The following is a 21,940-nucleotide window of genomic DNA, read 5'->3' on the forward strand; positions in this document are numbered from 1 at the left end:
TACCCGTTCCGGGGTACGGGTTCTTGAAAGTACTCGGCCTGCGTGAGTACTGGTCCGGACTCCAGTTTAGGCCGGGGCGCTGGGCTGCCTGGTCAGGATCAGCTCGAGGGCTTCCAGGAACGCTGTGGTTTCCGTCTCAGTGCCTGCGGTCACCCTAAGGTGGCCTGGGATTCCCACGTCCCGGATGAGGACGCCCGCGTCGAGCAGACCCTGCCAGACCTCGTGGGGATTCTCCAGGCCGCCGAAGAACACGTAGTTGGAGTCCGACGCGGCAGGTTTGAGGCCCATCCGGATGAGCTCCGACACGATCCGGTCCCGCTGCCGCTTGATGTCCTCGACGTCCGCCATAAGTGCTTCACGGTGGGTCAGGGCGGCCAGGGCGGTGGCCTGAGTGACAGCTGACAGGTGGTACGGCAGCCGCACCAGGCGCAGGGCGTCCGTCACCTCCGGAGCGGCTGCCATGTAACCGAGGCGCGCGCCGGCGAGGGCAAAGGCCTTGCTCATGGTGCGGGTTACGATCAATCGCTCACGGCCGGGCAGGAGGGTCAGTGCACTCGGGGTGCCGTCGTGGGCAAACTCGTGGTAGGCCTCATCGACGATCACGATGGTCTGGCTGGCCTCGCCGGCCGCATAGACGGCTTCGACGACATCGAGCCCCAGGCCGGTGCCGGTCGGATTGTTGGGCGAGCACAGAAAGACGACATTGGGCTGGAGCTCCCTGACCTGCCGGGCAGCGGATTCGGCGCTGAGGCCGTAGTCGTCCGCACGCTGGCCGCGGATGTATTCCGTGTCCGTGCCGCTCGCAAGCAGGGGGTACATGGAGTACGTGGGCGGGAAGCCGAGCGCGGAGCGTCCCGGTCCGCCGAATGCCTGAAGGATCTGCTGGAGCACTTCGTTGGACCCGTTGGCGGCCCAGATGTTCTCCGCGCCCAGCCCGTGGCCAAGGTACTCCGCCAGGCGCCCCCTCAGTTCGGTGAACTCCCGGTCCGGATAGCGGTTCAAACCTGCAGCGGCAGCCGTAACGGCTTCGGAGATGGCCGCAAGGACATCCGCCGGAACGCCATGGGTGTTCTCATTGACGTTGAGCAGGATGGGAACATCCAGCTGCGGCGCACCGTACGGGGTGAGCCCGCGCAGATTGGTCCGGAGGGGAAGTCGGTTGAGGCGCTCTAACTGGTCAGTCACTTCCCCAGTTTAAGTGAGGCGGGCCGGGGCGCCGAATCCGTGACGCACTGCGGGCTAGTTAGCGCGCTGCCGGTTCTACTTCGACTTCTACTTCGACGGGACAAAGATCTGCTGGCCCGGCATGACCCGGCCGCCGTCGAGGTTGTTCAACTGGACGATGTCCGCCACCACATCCCGGGGATCGCGGCCGGGGTCGACGGCGGCGGCAATACCCCAGAGGGATTCCCCCGGCTGGACCGTGACGGAAACAGTGGGAGTGACTGACAGCTCCGTGGCGGTCTCGGCGGCTTTAGCCGGAGAATTCAGGAAACCGGCCAGCGTGATGAGCACCGCGGACAACAGGATGAGCGGGATCCCCACCAGGACAATGCGCCCGCGGCGAGTCAGGCGGAGCGGCGGCTGGACGGCCTTGGCTTTCCTGGCGGGACGCTCCTCCCAGTTAAACCCCTGCATTCCCGCGCCCTTGCCCACCCAACCCTGGTTGGTGGAACGCTGGCTTTCCGAACCGTGACTAGCGCTTGCTGCTGACATGAACTGAGCCCTCCTGGACCTGACTGTGCCGCCCGGGTGTTCTGGAGCCGATCATCCGCCAGCTTCGGCGTTCGAACATAGGGCCGAATGGGGTTGATGACTAGAACACATATTCGAACTTTGCTGATTCTGTTCTAGCACTTATTAACGAATATTGTCGAGACTCACTAGAACAAATGTTTGAAAAAGGTGTGTGGCTGGCCTACGTTGGAGCTACAGAACAACCACTTCTGCAGTTGATCAGCAGGGTCTGACATTTTCAGGCCGGAAGTTCCCGGCAACTGCAGCCACGGCGGCCGGGTGGAACGGAAAGGCGTTGGCGAACATGGCAGCACAAGCCACCGGCGGCAGGGCTACGCAGCGGAGCCAGCAGTCACCAGGGAAGCCCAAGGGCCTCACGGTGCGGCAGAAGAAGATTCTGGAAACCATCCAGCGGTCCGTCAACGACAACGGCTATCCGCCGTCCATGCGCGAAATTGGCGACACCGTGGGCCTGGCCAGCCTCTCCAGCGTCACCCATCAGCTCTCGCAGCTTGAGAAGCTCGGTTATCTTCGGCGCGATCCCAAGCGCCCCCGAGCGATGGAAGTGCTTATGCCGCTGACCCTGGACGAGGGAACAGCCAAGATCTCCGGCGTCGAGAAGCCGGCCCGGCTGCGCTCCATGGGCGGCCTGGCTGTTTCCGAACTGGCCACAGCCACAGATACGGCCATGGTCCCCCTCGTCGGCCGGATCGCGGCAGGCGGCCCCATCCTGGCCGACCAGATGGTGGAAGACGTCATGCCCCTGCCGCGGCAGCTCGTTGGCCATGGCGAGCTGTTTATGCTGAAGGTCAACGGCGATTCCATGATCGACGCCGCGATCTGCGACGGCGACTGGGTAGTGGTCCGCCGGCAGAACGATGCCGTCAACGGCGACATCGTGGCGGCGCTGCTCGATGATGAAGCCACGGTTAAGACGTTCCGTCAGCGGGACGGCCACACCTGGCTGCTGCCGCAGAACACACAGTACGAGCCCATCCTGGGCGATCATGCCACCATCATGGGCAAGGTCGTTTCGGTCCTGCGCTCACTCTAATACCCGCCGGCACAGAAAGCCCGCCGGAAAACGCGTCAGCGTCAGCCGGCAGCTTTCGCCGGTTCCTTGGCCAACCGTGCCAGCGCCGCCACCGCGATCGCAGGATCCGTGGTGGGCCAAAATGGCGGGAGGGCGGCCCGCAGGAAGCCTCCATAGCGTTCCGTGGACAGCCGCGAGTCTAGGACCGCAACAACGCCCTTGTCCGCCGTGGAACGGATCAGCCGCCCGGCACCCTGGGCCAGCCGGATCGCGGCATGGGTCGCCGACACCGACATGAATCCGTTGCCCCCCGCCTGGGCAACGGCCCGGGAGCGTGCAGTCATCAGGGGATCATCCGGCCTGGGGAACGGAATCCGGTCGATCACCACCAGCCTGCATGAGCCGCCGGGAACATCGACGCCCTGCCAAAGGGACATGGTGCCGAACAGGCAGGTGTCCGGTTCGTCCGCAAACTGGCGCACCAGGGCGGTCATGGTGGATTCACCCTGGCACAGAATGTTCACGTCCAGGCGCGGCCGCATGGCCTCTGCCGCCTCCTCCGCGGCCCGCCGCGAGGAGAAGAGGCACAGTGCCCCGCCGCCCGATGCCCGAATAAGTTTCTCCAGCTCGTCCAGAGCTTGCGGGGATGTCCCGCGGCCTGGTTTCGGCAGGTGGCTGGCTACGTAGAGGATCCCCTGCTTCGGATAGTCGAACGGGGATCCGACGTCCACGCCCGTCCAGCTGGGCGCACCCGGCCCCACCAGCCCCAGGCCTCCCGCGGCCGGTTCGAAGGCGGAACCTATTGCGAGCGTTGCCGAGGTAAGCACCACGGTATGCCCGGCAAAAAGTCCGTCGCGGAGTTTGCCGGCGACGCTGAGCGGGGCGATGTTGATCAGTGCAGGTGCCCCGTCGTCCGGCTGCGAGTAGCCCTGCTGCGGATCAAAGGTGCTGTTGCGGGAGAACCAGACCACTTCCCGGTTGTCCCGTGCCGCGATGAGCCGTTCACACAGCTCCAGGATGACCAGGAGGCGCGACCTCGCAAGCTGCCTGCCGCCGTCGGCCGTTCCCGAACTGTCCCCCTTGGAGTCCGACAATGCCGCACGGCAGGCTTCGCGGAGCTGGTCCACACAGTCGAGCTGTTCGTCATTCAGTCCATTCGGCAACAGCCCGCTGGGGACACCGGCGATGGCCAGTTCAAGGTTCGCTGCGGCGTTGGTGAGTGCATCAACGGTGATCCCCGTGTGTTTGCGTGCGCCCGACGCGGCGGCGTGGACCATGGCGACTGACAGCTGGCCGGAGACTGCTCCGGTCACCCTGTCCTGAAGCTCGTGGGCCTCGTCCACCACCACAACGTCGTATTCCGGCAGGACTGCCAGTCCTTCGAAGGCACTGACGGCGAGCATGGCGTGGTTGGTCACCACAACATCGGCCTCTGCGGCGTCATGCCGGGCGAGTTCGCTGAAGCATTCCGCGGCCATGGGGCATTTTTGCGCGCCCAGGCATTCCATGGAGGTGACCGAGACCTGCCGCCAGGCACGGTCCGTCACCCCCGGCATAAGCTCGTCCCGGTCCCCGGTGGCCGTCTTCTCTGCCCACTCGCGGAGCCGGACCACTTCCTTGCCCAGCTGCGACGCCGGGCCGCCCAATGACGCGGCAAAATGCGGGACGCTGGTGTCCTCGCCGAGGGAAAAGAGCTGGCCCTCCGAGGGTTCCTCCGAAGGAAAGCCGCCTTCCAGCTTGTGGCGGCAGACGTAGTTGGCCCTGCCCTTCACCAAGGCGACCTTGACGGGGCGGTCCAGCGCCGGCGTGATGGTCTCCAGGAGCCTGGGGAGGTCCCTGCCCACGATCTGGGTCTGCAAGGCCAACGTGGCGGTCGACACCAGGGTGGGTTTGTCGCTGACCAGGGAATGCGCGATCAGCGGAATCAGGTACGCCAGGGACTTTCCAGTGCCGGTTCCGGCCTGGACCAGCAGGTGGTCGCCGCTGTCAATAGCGCGCGCCACCTGCCGGGCCATCTCGTGCTGGCCACTGCGGCTCTGTCCGCCCATGCCGGACACTGCCCGGTCGAGCAGTTCGATGACAAACTGCTCGCCGGACGAGCCGATGGTCTCTCCAGCCCCGGATTTAGACATCGCTGATGAAGGATTCCAGTTCAGCGGCGAGCCCCTCGCGCACCATGACGAGGGCACGGGTGCCTTCCTCCTCATGTTCCAGGCGAAGGATCTCGGCGTCCGCTTCGTGGAGTTTGCTGATCAGGTCTCCGCGGTTGTACGGGATCAGCAGTTCCATCTTGACGCTCGGCCGCGGGATGGAATCGCTGATCGCTTTCAGGAGCTCAGCAATACCCTGGCCAGTCCGCGCAGAAACCACCACGTGGCGGGGTTCGCGCTGCTTCAGGCGCTCCACCACGAAGGGGTCGGCGGCGTCGGCCTTGTTCAGCACGATGATTTCCGGCACCTTGCGTGCATCCACTTCGCTGAACACGGAACGGACAGCGGCGATCTGGCCCTCCGGATCGGGATGCGAAACGTCCACCACGTGCAGGATCAGGTCCGAATCTGCCACTTCCTCCAGGGTGGAACGGAAGGCTTCCACCAGCTGGGTGGGCAGGGAGCGGACAAAGCCGACGGTGTCGGCCAGGGTGTAGCCCAGGCCGTCCGCGGTTTCCGCCTTGCGGACGGTGGGGTCCAGCGTTGCGAACAGGGCGTTCTCCACCAGGACCCCCGCATCGGTCAGCCGGTTCAGCAGCGAGGACTTTCCGGCGTTGGTGTACCCGGCAATGGCAACCGAAGGCACGGAATTACGACGGCGGTTGGCCCGTTTGGTTTCCCGCGCCGGCTTCATCGCGGCGATTTCCCGCCGCAGTTTGGCCATCCGGGTCCGGATCCGGCGCCGGTCCAGTTCGATCTTGGTTTCACCGGGGCCACGGGAACCCATGCCGGCACCGGCACCGCCGACCTGGCCACCGGCCTGGCGGGACATGGATTCGCCCCAGCCACGCAGTCGCGGAAGCAGGTACTCGAGCTGCGCCAGCTCAACCTGTGCCTTGCCCTCGCGGCTCTTGGCATGCTGGGCGAAGATGTCCAGGATCAGGGCCGTGCGGTCAATAACCTTGACCTTCACGATGTCTTCCAGGCCACGCCGCTGTGACGGTGCCAGTTCCGCATCCACCACCACGGTATCGGCCCCGGTGGACATCACGATGTCCTTGAGCTCCAAGGCCTTGCCGGCACCGAGGAATGTTCCGGGGTCGGGCTTGGCCCGGCGCTGGACCAGGCCGTCGAGAACTTCCGAGCCGGCCGTTTCGGCAAGGGCGGCGAGTTCACGAAGCGAGTTCTCGGCGTCCGCCAGGGTCCCTTCGGACCAAAGACCGGCCAGGACCACGCGCTCAAGGCGCAACTGGCGGTATTCAACTTCGGTGACGTCTTCAAGTTCGGTGGAGAGGCCTGCCGTGCGGCGCAGGGCCCGGCGTTCTTCGAGGTCCTGCTGGTCGCCGTCGAAGATGCTGTGTTCGCTGTCCTGGCGTGAAATCGCCTGGGCCGAACCCAAAACTCCCCGCGAATCCTCGGAGGCTGATTTGACGGGGCGGGCCGGTACATCCTTGGACAGAATCCGGTCGATGACAGCCTGGATTTCCTCAGGGCTCATGTCCTGGGAGGCTGAATCTGATCCGGTATTGGGCTGGTTGGTCATGTTCTCCTTTGAAGATTCGACACTTTCAGAATAATGCTGATTGCTTGTCTGCGGGGCGGTATTCGCGCTGGGCTGACGACTATTGGTCATTCGGGCTCCTGGGGTGCCGGCGGCTGCCGGGCAGCGGGCGGCGGTACTGGTGTGAGCAGATTCCACGGCGGGCATGGTCAAGACGACACGGGTTTGGATGACAGGGTTCAGATGATCAGCATTGCTGGACTCCAAGTAGTACGGGCGGCACGTCGGCCGGACAATCACGGCGGGACGGCGCACTGAGCGGAAGGTGAATACCTGCGTCGCTGCGGGACGGGCTACGGCCCGTGCCGGCTACTCGAAGATCAAGAACATGGATTAAATCGTAGCAGACCGGTCGCAAGCTCCCGTCCGCAACCCCGTTTCCCATCCGTGCCCGGGGCAACTAGTCTGGCGAGTTATGGAGTCTGCACACTATTTCAGCGCCCAGCCTGCCGGGCCGTTCACCCGCAAGCCGCTTACCGTGGAACTTGCCGGTGAAACCCGACGGCTGCAGACCTCCTCCGGCATCTTCAGCCCGGACGGCATTGACAAGGGAACGGCCGTGCTGCTGGCCGACGTCCCGGCCCCTTCACCGCAGGGCAACCTGCTGGACATTGGCTGCGGCTGGGGCCCGATCGCCCTGACGATGGCGCTCCGGGCGCCCCACGCGCATGTCTACGCGGTGGATGTGAACGAACGGTGCGTGACGCTGACCAACGAAAACGCCGTACTGCTGGGGCTGAAGAACGTCACGGCCCGCCGGCCCGAGGATGTCGACCCGGACCTCCGGTTCGACACGATCTGGTCCAATCCCCCCATCCGGATCGGCAAGGACGAGCTACACTCCCTGCTGCTCCTGTGGCTGCCCCGCCTGGCCCCCGGCGGGTCCGCCTGGCTGGTGGTTCAAAAAAACCTGGGTTCGGATTCCCTCCAGCGCTGGCTGGGGACCGGACTGGACAGCAGTTTTACGGTGACCCGCGAGAGCACGTCGAAGTCGTTCAGGATCCTTCGCGTCAGGAAAGCGTCCCACTAGCCACGATCACGGCCGGCCCGCTGAGCTCCACATGTTCGTGGCCTTCCGGCCCCGCGAAAAACTTCACGCCGACGACGCCGCCGGGCACCTTGACGTTCCAGGTGTCCGGCGCGCCCTGGCCGGCCCAGTGACGGATCGCTACGGCCGCCGCGCAGGCACCGGTGCCGCAGGACTGGGTCTCCCCCACGCCGCGTTCGTGGACGCGCATGGTAATCGTTCCGACGCCGGCGTGAACCAGCGGCTCGGACGGGACGACGAACTCCACGTTGGTGCCGTTGGCGGGCTTCGGGTCCACGTGGGGCGCCTTGAAAAGCTGGGTTGCCTCAAGCTCGGCCAGCTCTGCCAGTGCCACTACCGTGTGCGGGTTTCCCATGCTGACGGACAGCGCCGGGCGCGGTACTTCCAGGCCGTCAACGGTCACCAGCGAGTCCATGGCCCGGGCGGTGGCCTCACCGGGGAAGATGAATTCCCAGGGTCCCATGTCCACGGCGTAGCCGGTCTCGGTCCGCACCACAGTTTTGACGCCGCCCCGGGTGCCAATGACCAATGACTCGCCGGCGCCGAGCCGGACCAGGCCTTCGGATATAAGGAAGTGCACGAACACGCGCACCCCGTTGCCGCACATTTCGGACAGCGAGCCGTCGCCGTTGCGGTAGTCCATGAACCACTCCGCGCCGGGATGGACGGCCTGCAGTTCCCGCCCTTCGGGGAGATAGCGCGAAGGTACGGCACGGATGAGTCCGTCCCCGCCGATGCCCCGGTGTCGGTCGCAGAGTTCAGCGACTTGCTCCGGGGCAATCGGCCATTCGCCCGACGGGTCCGCGACGAGCACAAAGTCGTTGCCGGTGCCGTGGCCCTTGGAGAAGGCCAGACCGCTCAGACTCTGGAGTGTGTGGCCCGGGGTCGGGGCAAGGGTTTCTTCCATGCTCCAAGGTTACCGTCATGGCAGGACGGGCTGGAAAACCGCGGGCGTTCTCCCCGCGGGATGTTCTCCCCGCCTGCTGGTTCACGCAGGCGGGCTCAGCAAACGTGGATCAGCGGCAGAGTGCCACGGCTTTGGCCACGAGTCCGGGATCCTGCCAGTCCAGCCAGGTGATGCGAGGATCCGCCCGGAACCACGTGAGCTGCCGCCTGGCGAATTTCCGCGTGGCGGCGATGGTGTCTTCCGCGGCTTGCTGAACGTCCCACTCGCCGTCGAGGACTTTGAGGAACTGGGAGTAGCCCAGCGCCCGGGACGCCGTTTTGCCCTGACGCAGGCCTGTGGCGTCCAGCCGCTGCACTTCCTCCTGGAGGCCGTGGGCGACCATGCTGTGGACGCGCTGCGCCAGCCTGTCCTTGAGGAGCTCGCGGTCCACCTCGAGCCCTATCTGCACAGCCGGCTGGAAGTACTCCCTGACCGGCATGAAGGAGCTGAACGGGCGGCCCGTCAGCTCGAACACCTCCAGCGCGCGGATGACCCTGCGGGCGTCACCCAGGCGGGCGGCGGATACCGGGTCCTCGGCCTCGAGCCTTGCCCGCAGCGGGGCCAGTCCGGCCTTCTCAAGCTCGGCTTCGAGGCGGCGGCGGATCTCGGGATCCGTCCCGGGAAACTCCAAAACGTCGAGGGCAGCCCGGACGTACAGTCCGGAGCCGCCAACGAGGATGGCGCGCTTATCGCGGGCGTGGATTTCCGCGACGGCCGCCCGTGCCTCCCGTTGGAAATCGGAAACGCTGGCTTCTTCGGTGACATCAAGGGTGTCCAGCAGGTGATGCGGAACTCCCCTGCGCTCCCCCGCGGTGATCTTGGCCGTACCGATGTCCATGCCCCGGTAGAACTGCATGGCATCTGCGTTGATCACTTCGCCGTCGAGTTCCAGCGCCAGGGCCACGGCGAGGTCCGACTTGCCGGACCCGGTGGGTCCAACCACGGCGATGACGGGAGGCTGACCAACGTCAGCTCCGCGGGCGGTTGGCAGCCGGTCGTCCTGCCTGCTTTCCTGCCCGCTTTCGGGCGAGCTTTCCTGCCCGCTGCCCTGGGGGTCGCGCATTGCCTAGCTGCGGCGGACGGGGAGTGCGGGCATGCCCAGGGACACTCCGCTCCCGCTCTTACCGGCGGTGGTGCCCGGCCCCGGTGCACCGCAGGAGTCCGCCTGGGACCTGTCCCAGGCGTCTCCGGCACGCGAGCGGCGCAGGACGTAGTCGGCCGCAGTGGCAGGGTCGGCAACCAGGTGGAACGCCGCGGCTTCGGTGATGGTGACCGTCACAAGGTCGCCGGGACGGGGCGTTTCCGCGCCCTCCGGGACCGAGAAATGCACCAGGCGCTGGTCCTGCGAGCGGCCCGACAGCCGGTGTGTTTCTTCCGCTTTGCGTCCCGACTGGGCCGTGACCATGACTTCAACGCGGCGGCCCAGCTGACGGGCGTTCTCCTCCGCTGCGATCCGGTCCTGCAGGGCAGTCAGCCGCTCAAAGCGTTCCTGGACTACGGCTTTCGGGAGCTGGTCGGGCAGGTCCGCCGCCGGGGTGCCGGGGCGTTTGGAGTACTGGAAGGTGAAGGCCGTGGCGAAGCGGGATTTCTCGACGACGTCCAGGGTGGCTTGGAAGTCCTCTTCGGTTTCGCCGGGGAAGCCGACGATGATGTCCGTGGAGATGGCGGCGTGCGGAATCCGCTCCCGGACCTTGTCCAGGATGCCGAGGAACTTGGTGGAGCGGTAGGAGCGCCTCATGTCCTTCAGGACCTTGTCCGACCCCGATTGCAGCGGCATGTGGAGCTGCGGCATCACGTTCGGGGTTTCGGCCATGGCATCGATGACGTCGTCAGTAAAGGCTGCAGGGTGCGGGCTGGTGAACCGGACCCGCTCCAGTCCTTCGATTTCTCCGCAGGCGCGCAGCAGCTTGGAGAACGCCTGACGGTCGCCGAATTCGACGCCGTAGGAGTTCACGTTCTGGCCCAGGAGGGTCACTTCGATGGCGCCGTCGTCTACCAGTGCCTGGATTTCGGCGAGGATGTCGCCGGGCCGGCGGTCCTTCTCCTTGCCGCGCAGGGCAGGAACGATGCAGAACGTGCAGGTGTTGTTGCAGCCCACCGAAATCGACACCCAGCCCGAATACACGGAATCGCGCTTCGTGGGAAGGGTGGACGGGAACACATCCAGGGACTCGAGGATCTCCAGCTGGGCCTCGTTGTTGTGCCGGGCCCGGTCGAGGAGGGCCGGCAGCGCTCCAACGTTGTGGGTGCCAAAGACCGCATCGACCCAGGGCGCCTTTTTCAGGATGGTTTCGCGGTCCTTCTGGGCTAGGCAGCCGCCCACAGCGATCTGCATGCCGGGGTTCGCTGCCTTGACCGGCGCCAGCATTCCGAGGTTGCCATAGAGCTTGTTGTCGGCGTTCTCACGCACAGCGCAGGTGTTGAACACCACGACGTCGGCGTGCTCGCCTGCAGCCGGGACGTAGCCGGCGCCTTCCAGCATGCCGGCCATGCGCTCGGAATCGTGCACGTTCATCTGGCAGCCGAAGGTCCGCACCTGGTAGGTGCGGCGCTCTGCGGCTGCAGGCACAGCACCGGGCACGGGGTCCGTGCTGGCGGAAGAATCAGGGCCGGACTCTGGGGAGGGGATGGTCAAACTCACCTGTTAAGGGTACCGGTTCACAGGAATTCTTCCGCCCGTTCCCCGGTTGCGCTTTCGAGGACCTCCCCCACAATCCGGAAGGCCTGTGACGGCTGGTATCCCTTCCGGGCCAGCATGGACGCGAGCCTGCGGGTGACTTTGTCCCGCTCGGCGCGGTCGGTGAGGTCCACTGTGCCTTTTAGCTTGCGCTGGACGAGCTCACGGGCCGCGGATTCCTCCGCTTCGTCACTGAGCTGCTCCAGGGCCTTGGCGGCAACTTCCGGTTGGATGCCCTTGTCCGCAAGCTCGCGCCGCAGCGCGCCCTTGGCGAGCTTCCGGTTCTGCGACCGGCTTCGCACCCACATGTCGGCGAACTCGGCGTCATCCACGAGCCGGACTTCTTCGAAGCGGTCCAGCACGGTCTCCGCCACCTCCTCCGGGACGTTGCGTTCGGCGAGCTTGCGGGCCAGCTGCAGCCTGCTTTTGGGCGAACTGGTCAGCTGCCGGAGAACGATGCTCCGGGCCACCGAGGCCGGATCCGGTTCAGCGTCCTGTTCCGTCTGCCGATGCGGGGTAAACGCGGCCCCGGCCGGAATGGCCACGGCCTCCTCGCTGCCGCCGAACGCAGGCGGGCCAGGATTCCGGGACTGGAATCCTGGCCCCCGCCGCTGGGATCCCCTAGAAACCGTCAACGGCCTTGAGCTTCGGCGATGCCTCGGTTTCTGCGGCAGGCTTGACGCCAACGCCGAGCTTCTCCTTGATGAGGCGTTCGAGTTCGGCCGCCAGCTCCGGGTTGTCGCGCAGGAACCGGCGGGAATTCTCCATGCCCTGGCCAAGCTGGTCACCGTCGTAGGTGAACCACGACCCGGACTTCTTGATCAGGCCATGCTCCACGCCCATGTCGATGATGCCACCCTCGCGGGAGATGCCTTGGCCGTAGATGATGTCGAATTCGGCGATCTTGAAGGGCGGGGCCATCTTGTTCTTGACGATCTTGGCCTTGGTCCGGTTGCCTACCGAGTCAGCGCCTTCCTTCAGCGTCTGGATGCGGCGGACGTCAATGCGGACGGAGGCGTAGAACTTCAGGGCCTTACCACCGGTGGTGGTTTCGGGTGAGCCGAAGAACACACCGATCTTCTCGCGGAGCTGGTTGATGAAGATGGCCGTCGTCTTGGTCTGGCTCAGGCGTCCGGTGATCTTTCGCAGCGCCTGGCTCATCAGGCGGGCCTGAAGGCCAACGTGGCTGTCGCCCATGTCGCCTTCGATTTCAGCGCGGGGAACAAGGGCTGCCACGGAGTCAATAACGATGACATCGAGGGACCCCGAGCCGATCAGCATGTCCATGATTTCCAGCGCCTGCTCGCCGGTGTCCGGCTGGGACACCAGCAGCGCGTCGGTATCGACACCCAGCTTGGCCGCGTATTCCGGATCCAAGGCGTGCTCGGCGTCGATGAAGGCGGCAATGCCGCCTTGGCGCTGGGCGTTTGCGACGGCATGCAGCGCAACGGTGGTCTTACCCGACGATTCCGGGCCGTAGATTTCCACTATGCGGCCACGCGGCAGGCCGCCAATTCCGAGCGCGACATCCAGTGCGATGGAGCCTGTCGGGATTACTTCGATGGGCGCACGTACTTCATCGCCCAGCCGCATAACGGAGCCTTTGCCGAACTGCTTGTCAATCTGCGCAAGCGCTGCTTCCAGCGCTTTTTCACGATCCGGGGCTGCCGCCATGGTTCACACCTCTAATTTTCTCGCTGTGGAGTGGCCTCAGCGGCCCTTTATCTGTCATCACCGACGCTAACGGCACCCACCGACATTCCTGCCGGATGACATTGCGCATGTGGAAAACTGCCTGGAAAAAGCATAGCCCGACCCGAACAGATATTCGAACAATCGCTCGGCGTGTCAGATGCCGGCGCAAGTTCCGCAGGCCGGTTCAGTTTCGCGTGGGCTTGACGTCCTTGCCCAGCCGGCGCTCCGCCGGGACATCCTGCACGTCGCACACTGCCAGCCAGACCTGCCGCGGCGGAACTCCTGCTGCCAGCGCCTGGTCCGCGGTCCGGCCGCCGACGCCTGCCAGCACCAGAGAACTGCTGAGGACGCGGGAGTAGCCCGCGCCGAACTCATCGTCCATTAGCCGCCAAAAGTCGCTGATTCTCACCGATAAAGTCTCTCACGCCTGCGGCCAATAGAATGGTTGCCATGAGCAACCCCACTGTGGAACCCGATCCTTCCGGGTCCACCGAAAACAGCGTCGACGCGGCCCTGAGGACCGTGGAGCACCAGATCAGTCTGTTCTGGCGCCGCGGCCGCTCCCTTTCCCAGCAGCTGTCGCGGGAAGTCCACCCTGACATGGAGCCCGCCGCCTACGGGCTCCTGACAGTCATCCGCCGGGAAGGCCCCATCAGGCTTACGGAGCTGGCGTCCTGCATCGGCGTCGGCAAGCCCTCGGTCAGCCGGCAGATTGCTTTCCTCGAGAGCATCGGCCTGGTGTCGAAGGAAGCCGACCCCCTTGACGGCCGTGCCCAGACCATCCGGCTGACTGCCAAAGGCGAGGAGAAGATGCACCAGGTGCAGGACGCCCGCCGCGAAGTCTTCCGGGAGCGGCTGGGCGAATGGCCGGTGGAGGAACTGCAGACCCTTGCCACCTACATGGCCAAGCTCAATGCGACCTACGAACGGGACGGCTTTCCAAAGGACGAACTCAAATAGGGCCTGAGCGTGGAACGACGAAGGGCCGCCGGCGTAGCCGGCGGCCCTTCGCTTGGGTCTGGAAAAGCCCAGTAGTCCTGACGTACGTTGGTCAGCGGGCGCCCGAGAGCATCCCCTTGGTCAGTTCGTCAGACAGTTCAGTATTGAGTTCGCGGTCAAGGTCGCGGCCGTAGCGCTGCGAGAATTCCTGCGGAACGGTGTCCGGAACAGCAACGCCCTCAGCGACGGCAACGCGGTCGCTGACTTCGCGGAGCATGCTGGACAACGGAACGTCCAGGGCCGAGCAGATCGAAGACAGCAGCTCCGAAGAGGCTTCCTTCTGGCCGCGCTCCACTTCACTGAGGTAACCCAGGGAAACCCTGGCACTGTGTGAAACTTCGCGGAGGGTTCGGCCTTGACGCTGGCGAACGTCGCGCAGAACATCACCGATTTCGTGACGAAGTACTACCATCTTGCGCTCCTTCTGTTCGCTCTTTGCCTGATCGGCGAGGCCCACATCCTTCCAGCGGACAACGCCGTTTACGGATACGGGCTGCTTTACCATCTGTATCGCCTTGCTCCCTCGTACGTCAGGTGCGCCTTCATTCAGGCGAACCATAATTATTTACTCATCCTAGGCGCCTCCATGATTCGGAAGCGACACAATGTAACAACTATTAGGAATCAAATTTTGTTCCCGGCAACTTTACGCCGGGTAAGCCTCGAAAGATAGGGCTTCCAGCAGCCGCTCCAAAGCGGCCGCGCAGGCCTGGCCACGGATGTCGGCGCGGTTCCCCTCGAAAACGTAACCGAACGACGTCGTGCCCTCCGCGGTGGCGAGGCCGACGAAGACTGTTCCCACGGGTTTGCCGTCGTGCGGTTCCGGTCCGGCGACGCCGGTGGTGGCCACCCCGATGTCTGCCCCGCAGACCCGCCGTGCTCCCGCCGCCATGGCTGCGGCGACGTCCGCATCGACCGATCCGACGGCGTCGAGCAGTTCGCGGGGCACGTCCAGGACGTCTGCCTTGACTGAGTTCTGGTAGGAAACCACGCCGCCCTGGAGCATCCCCGAGGCACCGGGCGTGTCGGCAAGCACGGCCGTCACCATGCCCGCTGTCAGCGACTCAGCGGTGGCGACGGTCAGTCCGCGCGAAATGGCGCCGGCAACTGCCTGTTCGGCGATGCGGTGCAGATTGCTCACGGCATTTCTCCCTGGACACGCTGGCTGGCGGCACGACGTCCGCTCGCCCGCAGTTTGAGTGCTTCAACTACATACTCGACGCCGGTCCAGACGGTAATGGCCACGGCGGCCAGCATCACCACGAAGGCCAGCACCCCAAGCCACGGGGCCAGCGATGCGAGCGGGACCACGTACAGCATGATCGCCACGGTCTGCACCACGGTCTTTAGTTTCCCGCCCCGCGACGCCGGGATGACGCCATAGCGGATGACGAAGAACCGCAGTGCCGTGATGCCCCATTCCCGGACCAGGATCAGGAGGGTGATCCACCAGGGCAGCTCGCTGAGGAGGGAGAGCATGACCAAGGCGGAGCCGGTCAGCAGTTTGTCCGCGATGGGATCGGCGATCTTGCCGAAGTTGGTGATGAGCCCTCTGCTGCGGGCGATGTCGCCGTCGAGCTTGTCCGTATAGATCGCGACGGCGAACGTCAAGGCAGCGGCCCAGCGCCAGATGCCGTTTTGGCTGTCCAGGCCCGGGGCGTCGGCCAGGAGGAACCAGACGAAGAACGGCACCATAACAATCCGCAGCATTGTCAGGATGTTCGGAAGGTTCCAGATCCCGGAGGCGGAGCCTGAGCTGTTGGCTTCAGTGCTAGTCACCCTCCTAGGCTACCGTCCGGTGAGCGACCAGGCGTCCTCGGAGCCGTCGTCGTCATCACCGTAGCCTCCGGAGCCGCCGTCGGCGCCGTCGTAGTATTCGGCCTTCTGCGCGCGGTTGTCCAGGTCTGCGGCGACCAGGTCCTCGGCATAGCCGCCCTGGGCGATGTTGGCGTTGGCGTTGTCACTCAGCGCGGCGGTCTGCGAATCCGCCGACGCCGGAGCTTCCTGGCCCTTCATGGCGGCGAGGACCGTGGCAAGGTCGTCCGGCTTCACCAGGACGTCGCGCGCCTTCGAACCCTCGGACGGGCCCACCACTCCCCTGGATTCGAGCAGGTCCATGAGGCGGCCGGCCTTGGCGAACCCGACCCGCAGCTTGCGCTGCAGCATCGACGTGGAGCCGAACTGTGTGGTGACCACGAGTTCGGTGGCCTGCAGGAGGACTTCGAGGTCGTCCCCGATGTCGTCGTCGATCTGCTTCTTCGGCGCCTCAGCGGCGACGTCGTCGCGGTAGACGGCCTTCAGCTGGCCCTTGACGTGCTCGACGACCTTGTGGATTTCCGATTCCGTGACCCAGGCACCCTGGACACGCATGGCCTTGGACGCGCCCATGGGCAGGAAGAGGGCGTCACCCTGGCCGATGAGCTTTTCGGCGCCGGGCTGGTCCAGGACCACGCGGGAGTCGGTGACCGAGGAGGTCGCGAAGGCCATGCGGGACGGGACGTTGGCCTTGATCAGGCCGGTGACAACGTCCACGGACGGCCGCTGGGTGGCCAGGACCAGGTGGATGCCGGCGGCACGGGCGAGCTGCGTGATCCGGACAATGGAATCTTCGACGTCGCGGGGCGCCACCATCATGAGGTCGGCGAGTTCGTCTACGATCACCAGCAGGTACGGGTACGGACGGATGACACGCTTCGAATCAACGGGCGGGTGGACCTTGCCGGCCCGGACCGCTTTGTTGAAGTCGTCAATGTGCTTGAAGCCGTAGTTGGCGAGGTCGTCATAGCGGGCGTCCATTTCGCGGACCACCCACTGCAGGGCCTCGGCGGCTTTCTTGGGGTTGGTGATGATGGGCGTGATCAGGTGCGGGACACCTTCGTACGCCGTGAGTTCCACGCGCTTGGGGTCCACCATGACCATGCGGACCTCGTCCGGGGTGGCGCGCATCAGGATGGAGGTGATCATGGAGTTCACGAAGGACGACTTACCGGCACCGGTGGCGCCGGCCACCAGCAGGTGGGGCATCTTGGCGAGGTTGGCCACGACGTAGCCGCCCTCGACGTCCTTGCCCACACCCATCACCATGGGGTGGTCCGTCCGGCGGGCGTTCTGGCTGCGGAGCACATCGCCGAGCGAGACAGTCTCGCGGTCCGTGTTGGGAATCTCAATGCCGATGGCGGACTTGCCGGGGATGGGGCTCAAGATGCGGACGTCGCTGGAGGCGACGGCGTAGGAGATGTTCTTGGACAGCGCCGTGACGCGTTCCACCTTGGTACCGGGGGAAAGTTCAATTTCGTACCGTGTCACGGTGGGTCCGCGGCTGAAGCCGGTGACCTGCGCGTCGACGTTGAACTGGTTCATGGTCTCCGTCAGGGACGCCACAATGGCGTCGTTGGCTTCGGTGCGCTCCTTGGGGATGGAGCCCGGAGTCAGCACGTCCGAGGACGGCAGGGTGTAGGTGACGTCGCCGGCAAGCGAGAGCTGCTCCGTGCGTTGCGGGATGGGTGTGGGCAGCGGGGCCGGGGCGACCGGCCGCGACGGAACCTGGGGGGCTGCTGCTGCCCCCGTGCCGGTGGCGGCCGCGCCTGTGCCGGCGTTGAGGGAACCGGCGGCCACCATCCCCGGGGTCACCAGGGGAATGGCTTCGGTGGCGTTTTCGCCCTCGGCGACCGGGCCCTTCGAGCCCAGGCCCTGGGCTGCCTTGATCTTTTCGACGGCGATCTCGGCCTGCGTTGGCCGGCGCACGCCGGGCGCCGGGCCGGAACCCTTGGCGCCCTTGGCACCTTCGGCTGCATCGTCGTCGTCGACCACGGCATGTTCGAAGGCCTCGTCCCCCACGTAGCCTTCCAGGCGGGGGTCTGTTTCCGGGTCCTTGCCGAATAGCCGGCTGCGCTTTTTCTTCCGGGGCGCTGCCTGGCCGGAGTTTTCGTACAGGTAGCTGCGGTCGTGGGCGTCGCCCTGCTCCTGCAGGTCGATGCCCATGAGGTGCTCATACGCATCCTTGATCCGCCGCGGAATCGCACCGAAGGGAGTGGCCGTGACTATCAGCAGGGACGTGAAGGCCAGCAGTCCGTAAACGACCACGGGCACAGCGATGTGCAGGGCTGCCAACGGCGAGGCCGCCAGGAAGCCGAGCATCCCGCCGGCCCGGCGCAGGCCGTCGAAACCATCTGTAACAGTGGGCTGCCCGCCAATGATGTGGGCCAGGCCGCAGCCGGCAAAGGTCATGATCAGGAAGCCGATGCCGATCCGGTTGTTGCCGCGCCCGTCCGACGGCTGGCGGAACAGCCGGAAGGCGCAGACGAAGAGCATGAGGGGCAGCAGCAGGGACATCCAGCCGAAAGTGCCGTTCACCACCGCGAAGACCGCGTCGGGGAACCATCCCTTGAGGCCCCACCACGCAAAGGTCGCAACGAACACGCCCAGGGCGAGGTTGAACAGGGCGGCGCCGTCCCGGCGGTCCTCGGGTGCAAGGTCGCTGACGTCGTGGCCGATCCGGCGGACACCGCCGCCGACGACGTGGCCGATGCCGAGCCATGCACCTGCGGCCACCCGCACGAGCCACGGCTGCCGGGCTTCGACGGCGGGCATCTGCCGGGTGCGTGCCGTGCCTGAGGATCCCCCGGTCCGGCTGGATTTGGACGCAGCGGAGCCGGAGGCCCTGCCCGCTGAGCTGCCTGACTTGCCGCTTGAGTTGCCTCTAGGCGCGGAGGAGGTACGTGTCGCCATACTCGCCACGGTACCCGAAGTCAGCCCAAAACCCCGGATTTCCGGGGCAGTCCGGGACGCATGTTGCCCACGGGAACAGCCCGCGGCAGGAACCCCCGCCGGATTACGAGCCGGTGATTTCGAGGAAACAGCAACGGGACCCTCCCCCCAGTCAGCGTCCCGAAGGCTCGCTGACAGCGGGGAGGGTCCCGTCCGACAATCCCCGGCGCTTAGGCCTCAAGCACCACCGGAATGATCATGGGCTTGCGGCGCAGCTTGCGGTTGACCCAAGTGCCGACAACGCGGCGGACAACCTGCTGGAGCTGGTGGGTGGTGTGGCCCGTGTGGTTCTGCACGGCTTCCTCGAGTGCGGCGTTGATCTTGGGAATGATCTCGTCGAAAACGGCATCGTCTTCGGCCACACCGCGGGCGTGGATCTCAGGCCCGGAGACAACCTTGCCGGTGGCACGGTGGACGACCGTGATGATGGAGATAAAGCCTTCATCGCCGAGGACCTGGCGGTCCTTGAGGTCGGCGTCGGTGATTTCGCCCACGCTGGAGCCGTCAACGTACACAAAGCCGACCTCGACCTGGCCCACGATGTCCGCCTGGTGGTCGCGGAGGTCGATCACGGTGCCGTTGTCCGCCAGGAGGATGCTTTCGTCGGGCACTCCCGATTCGAGGGCAATCCGGCCGTTGGCGATCAGGTGCCGTGTCTCACCGTGTACGGGCATGGCGTTGAGCGGCTCGAGGATGTTGTAGCAGTAGAGCAGCTCGCCGGCAGCGGCGTGACCGGAAACGTGCACCTTGGCGTTGCCCTTGTGGATGACGTCGGCGCCCAGCTTGAGCAGGCCGTTGATGATGCGGAAGACCGCATTCTCGTTGCCGGGAATCAGGCTGGAGGCCAGGATCACCGTGTCTCCCTGGCCCACCACCACCCGGTGGTCGCCGTTTGCCATCCGGGACAGTGCGGCCATCGGCTCACCCTGGGAACCGGTGGACATCAGCACCACGCGGTTGTCCGGCAGGTTGTCGATATTCTTGATGTCCACCAGGATGCCGTCCGGCACGTCAAGGTAGCCAAGCTTCTCAGCGATGGCCATGTTGCGGACCATGGAGCGGCCAACGAAGGCAACCTTGCGGTTGTGTTTGGCGGCGGAGTCCAGCACCTGCTGCACGCGGTGGACATGCGAGGAGAAGGAAGCGACGATGATGCGCTTGCTGGCCTGGCCAAAGAGCCGGTCCAGGGTGGGGCCGATTTCCTTTTCGGCCGTGGTGAAGCCGGGAACATCGGCGTTCGTGGAATCCGACATGAACAGGTCAACGCCCTCTTCACCGAGCTTCGCGAAGTGCCGGAGGTCGGTGATCCGGCCGTCCAGCGGCAGCTGGTCCATTTTGAAGTCGCCGGTGTGCAGGACGGTGCCGCCGGCGGTGCGGATGAACACGGCCAGGGCATCCGGAATGGAGTGGTTGACCGCGACGAACTCGGTTTCGAACGGACCGAAGTGCTCCACCTGCCCCTCGGTCACCGTGTGGGTGTAGGGCTTGATCCGGTGTTCCTGCAGCTTGGCCTCGATCAGGGCGAGGGTGAGCCGGGAGCCAACGAGGGGGATGTCGCTGCGCAGGCGGAGCAGGTACGGCACAGCACCGATGTGGTCTTCGTGGCCGTGGGTCAGGACGACTGCCACGATGTCGTCAAGCCGGTTCTCGATGTAGGAGAAATCGGGCAGGATCAGGTCGACGCCGGGCTGGGTTTCCTCAGGGAAGAGGACGCCGCAGTCGACGATGAGCAGCTTGCCTTCGATTTCGAAGACGGCCATGTTGCGGCCGATCTCCCCCAGGCCGCCAAGCGGCACGATCCGCAGGGTGCCCTGGGGCAGTTTCGGGGGCGTGACAAGGCCGGGAAGGGCGGTTTGGGTCATAGTGCACTACTTTCCGGGCGGAACAGTGGGGTCTTTGCCGATCAGGAAAAGACCAGGCCTGCTTCCGCCAAATCCTCGCGGATGGTTGCGATCTCAGCTTCGTCCGGCTCCACGAGGGGCAAACGGACAACCGAGTTGGGCAGGATTCCCTGCCACTTAAGAATCTGCTTGGCCGCAACGGCCCCCTGAACGCGGGTCATGGTCGCCCGGACAACAGGTTCGAGTTCAAAATTTATCTTGCGCGCGGTGCCGAGGTCGTTGGCGTTGACGGCGTCAATGAGTTCGCGGAACCGGCGGGTGGCAACGTGGGTGGTGACGCCCACGAGTCCGACGGCGCCCAGCGCCATCCACTGCAGGGTCAGGCCGTCGTCGCCGGAGTAGAAGAGCAGGTCGGTCTCTGCCATGACGCGGGTGGCGGCAGCGAAATCAGCCTTGGCGTCCTTGACCGCAACGATGTTCGGGTGCTCGGCGAGGCGGATCATGGTGTCCGGCGCAATCTGGATGGACGAGCGGCCGGGGATGTCGTAGAGCATCACGGGCATGTCCGTGGAGGAGGCGATCGTCTCAAAGTGGGCGCGCACGCCGGCCTGGCTGGGCTTGTTGTAGTAAGGCGTGACGATCAGGAGCCCGTCGACGCCGAGCTCGGCAGCCTGCCGGGAAAGGTGCACCGAGTGTGCAGTGTCGTTGGTGCCGGTGCCGGCGATGATCGCGGCACGGCCACCGACGGCTTCCTTGACGGCACGGAACATCCCCAGGTTTTCCTCATCGGTGAGGGTGGAGGTTTCGCCCGTGGTCCCGGTGACAACGAGGCCGTCGCAGCCGTCGTCGACAAGCTTCACCGCCAGTTCCGCCGCCTGCTGGTAATCCACTTTGCCGTCCTCGGTGAACGGCGTGACCATGGCGGTCAGGAGGGTACCAAAAGCAGGGATATTCGCGGAAGTTTCAGCCATAGGAAAAACGTTACCCTGTTCCCGCCTTGTTAGGACAATGGCGGCGGCGTGATCATCGTCAAATTAGAGGCCGGCAGCGTCACTTTTCAGGGAGTTTGACACCGTTCCCCGCCGGCGCCCTTTCGACGCGGCGCTGGTTCCCGGCGAGGGTGCACCGCAGTACCGGCTGACGGCGTCCTCACGGAGCGATTCCGCCCACGAGGCAAGCCGCTGCGCCGCGCGGACGTAGTGGAAGAGCTCCACCGGAGTGAGCGCTTCAAGGTCGCATTCGGACAGCCTTCGAGCAAGTTCCGCACCGGGCGGCTGGGCCGAGAGCGCTATTCCTTCACTCCCCCACTGGACATCCTCGGCCGGGTTGCCGGTGACCAGCTGCCGGAAGAGATAGTCGACCACTCCGGGGCTCAGCGCCTTCAGCACACCCGCGTCCGCGGGAGGCAACTGCGCGGGAGGCATCTGCGCCCGGAAATACTGCGGCCAGAAATACTGCGGTCTGATGGGTTGCTCATGGAGCGATA

General features: G+C 65.3%; 20 protein-coding genes. 3 read left to right on the forward strand and 17 right to left on the reverse strand.

The window, feature by feature from the left end; genetic code table 11:
- Positions 1–66 precede the first annotated feature (66 nt).
- Together J7I92_RS08355 and J7I92_RS08360 are read right to left on the reverse strand one after the other, a co-directional pair.
- Entirely contained in the window at positions 67–1,185 is a 1,119-nt protein-coding gene (locus tag J7I92_RS08355) for a histidinol-phosphate transaminase (protein ID WP_214839394.1), read from the reverse strand.
- Positions 1,186–1,272: 87 nt separating this feature from the next.
- Positions 1,273–1,638 carry a LysM peptidoglycan-binding domain-containing protein gene (locus tag J7I92_RS08360; protein ID WP_214840122.1) on the reverse strand — a complete coding sequence of 122 codons (366 nt, stop codon included), beginning with the start codon at positions 1,636–1,638 and terminating at the stop codon, positions 1,273–1,275.
- A 403-nt stretch (positions 1,639–2,041) separates the two neighbouring features.
- On the opposite strand from J7I92_RS08360, the gene lexA reads away from it, so the two are divergent.
- Positions 2,042–2,791, forward strand: coding sequence for a transcriptional repressor LexA (lexA, locus tag J7I92_RS08365; RefSeq protein ID WP_214839399.1), 750 nt, complete (start codon positions 2,042–2,044; stop codon positions 2,789–2,791).
- Positions 2,792–2,832: 41 nt separating this feature from the next.
- Here the strand turns inward: lexA and J7I92_RS08370 are convergent, their stop codons facing one another.
- Together J7I92_RS08370 and hflX are read right to left on the reverse strand one after the other, a co-directional pair.
- Positions 2,833–4,902, reverse strand: a complete 2,070-nt coding sequence (locus tag J7I92_RS08370; RefSeq protein ID WP_214839400.1) for an ATP-dependent DNA helicase — start codon at positions 4,900–4,902, stop codon at positions 2,833–2,835.
- Complete coding sequence (hflX, locus tag J7I92_RS08375; protein ID WP_214839402.1) at positions 4,895–6,463, reverse strand: GTPase HflX; 1,569 nt, start codon at positions 6,461–6,463, stop codon at positions 4,895–4,897. Before hflX ends, J7I92_RS08370 begins: the two co-directional genes overlap by 8 nt.
- 433 nt (positions 6,464–6,896) lie before the next feature.
- On the opposite strand from hflX, the gene J7I92_RS08380 reads away from it, so the two are divergent.
- On the forward strand, positions 6,897–7,511 hold the full coding sequence (locus tag J7I92_RS08380; RefSeq protein ID WP_214839404.1) for a class I SAM-dependent methyltransferase: 615 nt from the start codon (positions 6,897–6,899) through the stop codon (positions 7,509–7,511).
- Here J7I92_RS08380 and dapF read toward each other — a convergent pair.
- The 6 genes from dapF to J7I92_RS08410 all read right to left on the reverse strand — a co-directional run bounded on the left by dapF (position 7,492) and on the right by J7I92_RS08410 (position 13,256).
- Positions 7,492–8,436 carry a diaminopimelate epimerase gene (gene dapF, locus J7I92_RS08385; RefSeq protein WP_214839406.1) on the reverse strand — a complete coding sequence of 315 codons (945 nt, stop codon included), beginning with the start codon at positions 8,434–8,436 and terminating at the stop codon, positions 7,492–7,494. The two genes, J7I92_RS08380 and dapF, sit on opposite strands and share 20 nt — an antisense overlap.
- A gap of 109 nt (positions 8,437–8,545) precedes the next feature.
- Entirely contained in the window at positions 8,546–9,538 is a 993-nt protein-coding gene (miaA, locus tag J7I92_RS08390) for a tRNA (adenosine(37)-N6)-dimethylallyltransferase MiaA (protein WP_214839408.1), read from the reverse strand.
- A gap of 3 nt (positions 9,539–9,541) precedes the next feature.
- Entirely contained in the window at positions 9,542–11,116 is a 1,575-nt protein-coding gene (gene miaB / locus J7I92_RS08395; protein WP_214839410.1) for a tRNA (N6-isopentenyl adenosine(37)-C2)-methylthiotransferase MiaB, read from the reverse strand.
- Between the two features lie 17 nt (positions 11,117–11,133).
- Positions 11,134–11,622 (reverse strand): regulatory protein RecX, encoded by a 489-nt coding sequence (locus J7I92_RS08400; protein ID WP_214840124.1) that lies wholly within the window; start codon positions 11,620–11,622, stop codon positions 11,134–11,136.
- A 151-nt stretch (positions 11,623–11,773) separates the two neighbouring features.
- Complete coding sequence (recA, locus tag J7I92_RS08405; protein ID WP_214839412.1) at positions 11,774–12,826, reverse strand: recombinase RecA; 1,053 nt, start codon at positions 12,824–12,826, stop codon at positions 11,774–11,776.
- 205 nt (positions 12,827–13,031) lie between these two features.
- Complete coding sequence (locus J7I92_RS08410; protein ID WP_214839414.1) at positions 13,032–13,256, reverse strand: DUF3046 domain-containing protein; 225 nt, start codon at positions 13,254–13,256, stop codon at positions 13,032–13,034.
- 41 nt (positions 13,257–13,297) lie between these two features.
- Between J7I92_RS08410 and J7I92_RS08415 the strand changes: the two genes are divergently transcribed.
- On the forward strand, positions 13,298–13,807 hold the full coding sequence (locus J7I92_RS08415) for a MarR family winged helix-turn-helix transcriptional regulator (RefSeq protein WP_214839416.1): 510 nt from the start codon (positions 13,298–13,300) through the stop codon (positions 13,805–13,807).
- A gap of 91 nt (positions 13,808–13,898) precedes the next feature.
- On the opposite strand, the gene J7I92_RS08420 is transcribed toward J7I92_RS08415, so the two are convergent.
- From J7I92_RS08420 to J7I92_RS08450, 7 genes are all read right to left on the reverse strand, one after another.
- A complete protein-coding gene (locus J7I92_RS08420) occupies positions 13,899–14,351 on the reverse strand; it encodes a helix-turn-helix domain-containing protein (protein WP_214839418.1) in 453 nt (150 codons plus the stop codon).
- A gap of 141 nt (positions 14,352–14,492) precedes the next feature.
- The gene (locus J7I92_RS08425; RefSeq protein ID WP_214839420.1) at positions 14,493–14,987 is read right to left on the reverse strand and encodes a CinA family protein; all 495 of its coding nucleotides are present in this window, start codon (positions 14,985–14,987) and stop codon (positions 14,493–14,495) included.
- A complete protein-coding gene (pgsA, locus tag J7I92_RS08430) occupies positions 14,984–15,625 on the reverse strand; it encodes a CDP-diacylglycerol--glycerol-3-phosphate 3-phosphatidyltransferase (RefSeq protein WP_214839422.1) in 642 nt (213 codons plus the stop codon). Before pgsA ends, J7I92_RS08425 begins: the two co-directional genes overlap by 4 nt.
- 9 nt (positions 15,626–15,634) lie before the next feature.
- Positions 15,635–18,574: a DNA translocase FtsK gene (locus J7I92_RS08435; RefSeq protein WP_214839424.1), complete on the reverse strand. Its 2,940-nt coding sequence runs from the start codon at positions 18,572–18,574 to the stop codon at positions 15,635–15,637.
- Positions 18,575–18,783: 209 nt separating this feature from the next.
- Positions 18,784–20,475: a ribonuclease J gene (locus J7I92_RS08440; protein ID WP_214839426.1), complete on the reverse strand. Its 1,692-nt coding sequence runs from the start codon at positions 20,473–20,475 to the stop codon at positions 18,784–18,786.
- A 41-nt stretch (positions 20,476–20,516) separates the two neighbouring features.
- Positions 20,517–21,425 (reverse strand): 4-hydroxy-tetrahydrodipicolinate synthase, encoded by a 909-nt coding sequence (dapA, locus tag J7I92_RS08445; RefSeq protein WP_214839429.1) that lies wholly within the window; start codon positions 21,423–21,425, stop codon positions 20,517–20,519.
- A 63-nt stretch (positions 21,426–21,488) separates the two neighbouring features.
- Positions 21,489–21,878 carry a hypothetical protein gene (locus J7I92_RS08450; RefSeq protein ID WP_214839432.1) on the reverse strand — a complete coding sequence of 130 codons (390 nt, stop codon included), beginning with the start codon at positions 21,876–21,878 and terminating at the stop codon, positions 21,489–21,491.
- Positions 21,879–21,940 lie beyond the last annotated feature (62 nt).

Origin of the sequence: Arthrobacter sp. ISL-72, from assembly GCF_018613755.1 — a bacterium.
In the GTDB taxonomy this organism is placed as follows: Bacteria; Actinomycetota; Actinomycetes; order Actinomycetales; family Micrococcaceae; genus Arthrobacter.

Excerpts from the sequence above, each read along its gene's own strand:
- J7I92_RS08415 (WP_214839416.1), top strand. The coding sequence starts at position 13,298 with ATGAGCAACCCCACTGTGGAACCCGATCCTTCCGGGTCCACCGAAAAC.
- J7I92_RS08420 (WP_214839418.1), bottom strand. The coding sequence starts at position 14,351 with ATGGTAAAGCAGCCCGTATCCGTAAACGGCGTTGTCCGCTGGAAGGAT.
- J7I92_RS08380 (WP_214839404.1), top strand. The coding sequence starts at position 6,897 with ATGGAGTCTGCACACTATTTCAGCGCCCAGCCTGCCGGGCCGTTCACC.
- lexA (WP_214839399.1), top strand. The coding sequence starts at position 2,042 with ATGGCAGCACAAGCCACCGGCGGCAGGGCTACGCAGCGGAGCCAGCAG.
- J7I92_RS08360 (WP_214840122.1), bottom strand. The coding sequence starts at position 1,638 with ATGCAGGGGTTTAACTGGGAGGAGCGTCCCGCCAGGAAAGCCAAGGCC.
- J7I92_RS08435 (WP_214839424.1), bottom strand. The coding sequence starts at position 18,574 with ATGGCGACACGTACCTCCTCCGCGCCTAGAGGCAACTCAAGCGGCAAG.
- hflX (WP_214839402.1), bottom strand. The coding sequence starts at position 6,463 with ATGACCAACCAGCCCAATACCGGATCAGATTCAGCCTCCCAGGACATG.
- J7I92_RS08370 (WP_214839400.1), bottom strand. The coding sequence starts at position 4,902 with ATGTCTAAATCCGGGGCTGGAGAGACCATCGGCTCGTCCGGCGAGCAG.
- J7I92_RS08440 (WP_214839426.1), bottom strand. The coding sequence starts at position 20,475 with ATGACCCAAACCGCCCTTCCCGGCCTTGTCACGCCCCCGAAACTGCCC.
- recA (WP_214839412.1), bottom strand. The coding sequence starts at position 12,826 with ATGGCGGCAGCCCCGGATCGTGAAAAAGCGCTGGAAGCAGCGCTTGCG.
- dapF (WP_214839406.1), bottom strand. The coding sequence starts at position 8,436 with ATGGAAGAAACCCTTGCCCCGACCCCGGGCCACACACTCCAGAGTCTG.
- miaA (WP_214839408.1), bottom strand. The coding sequence starts at position 9,538 with ATGCGCGACCCCCAGGGCAGCGGGCAGGAAAGCTCGCCCGAAAGCGGG.
- dapA (WP_214839429.1), bottom strand. The coding sequence starts at position 21,425 with ATGGCTGAAACTTCCGCGAATATCCCTGCTTTTGGTACCCTCCTGACC.
- J7I92_RS08450 (WP_214839432.1), bottom strand. The coding sequence starts at position 21,878 with ATGCCTCCCGCGCAGTTGCCTCCCGCGGACGCGGGTGTGCTGAAGGCG.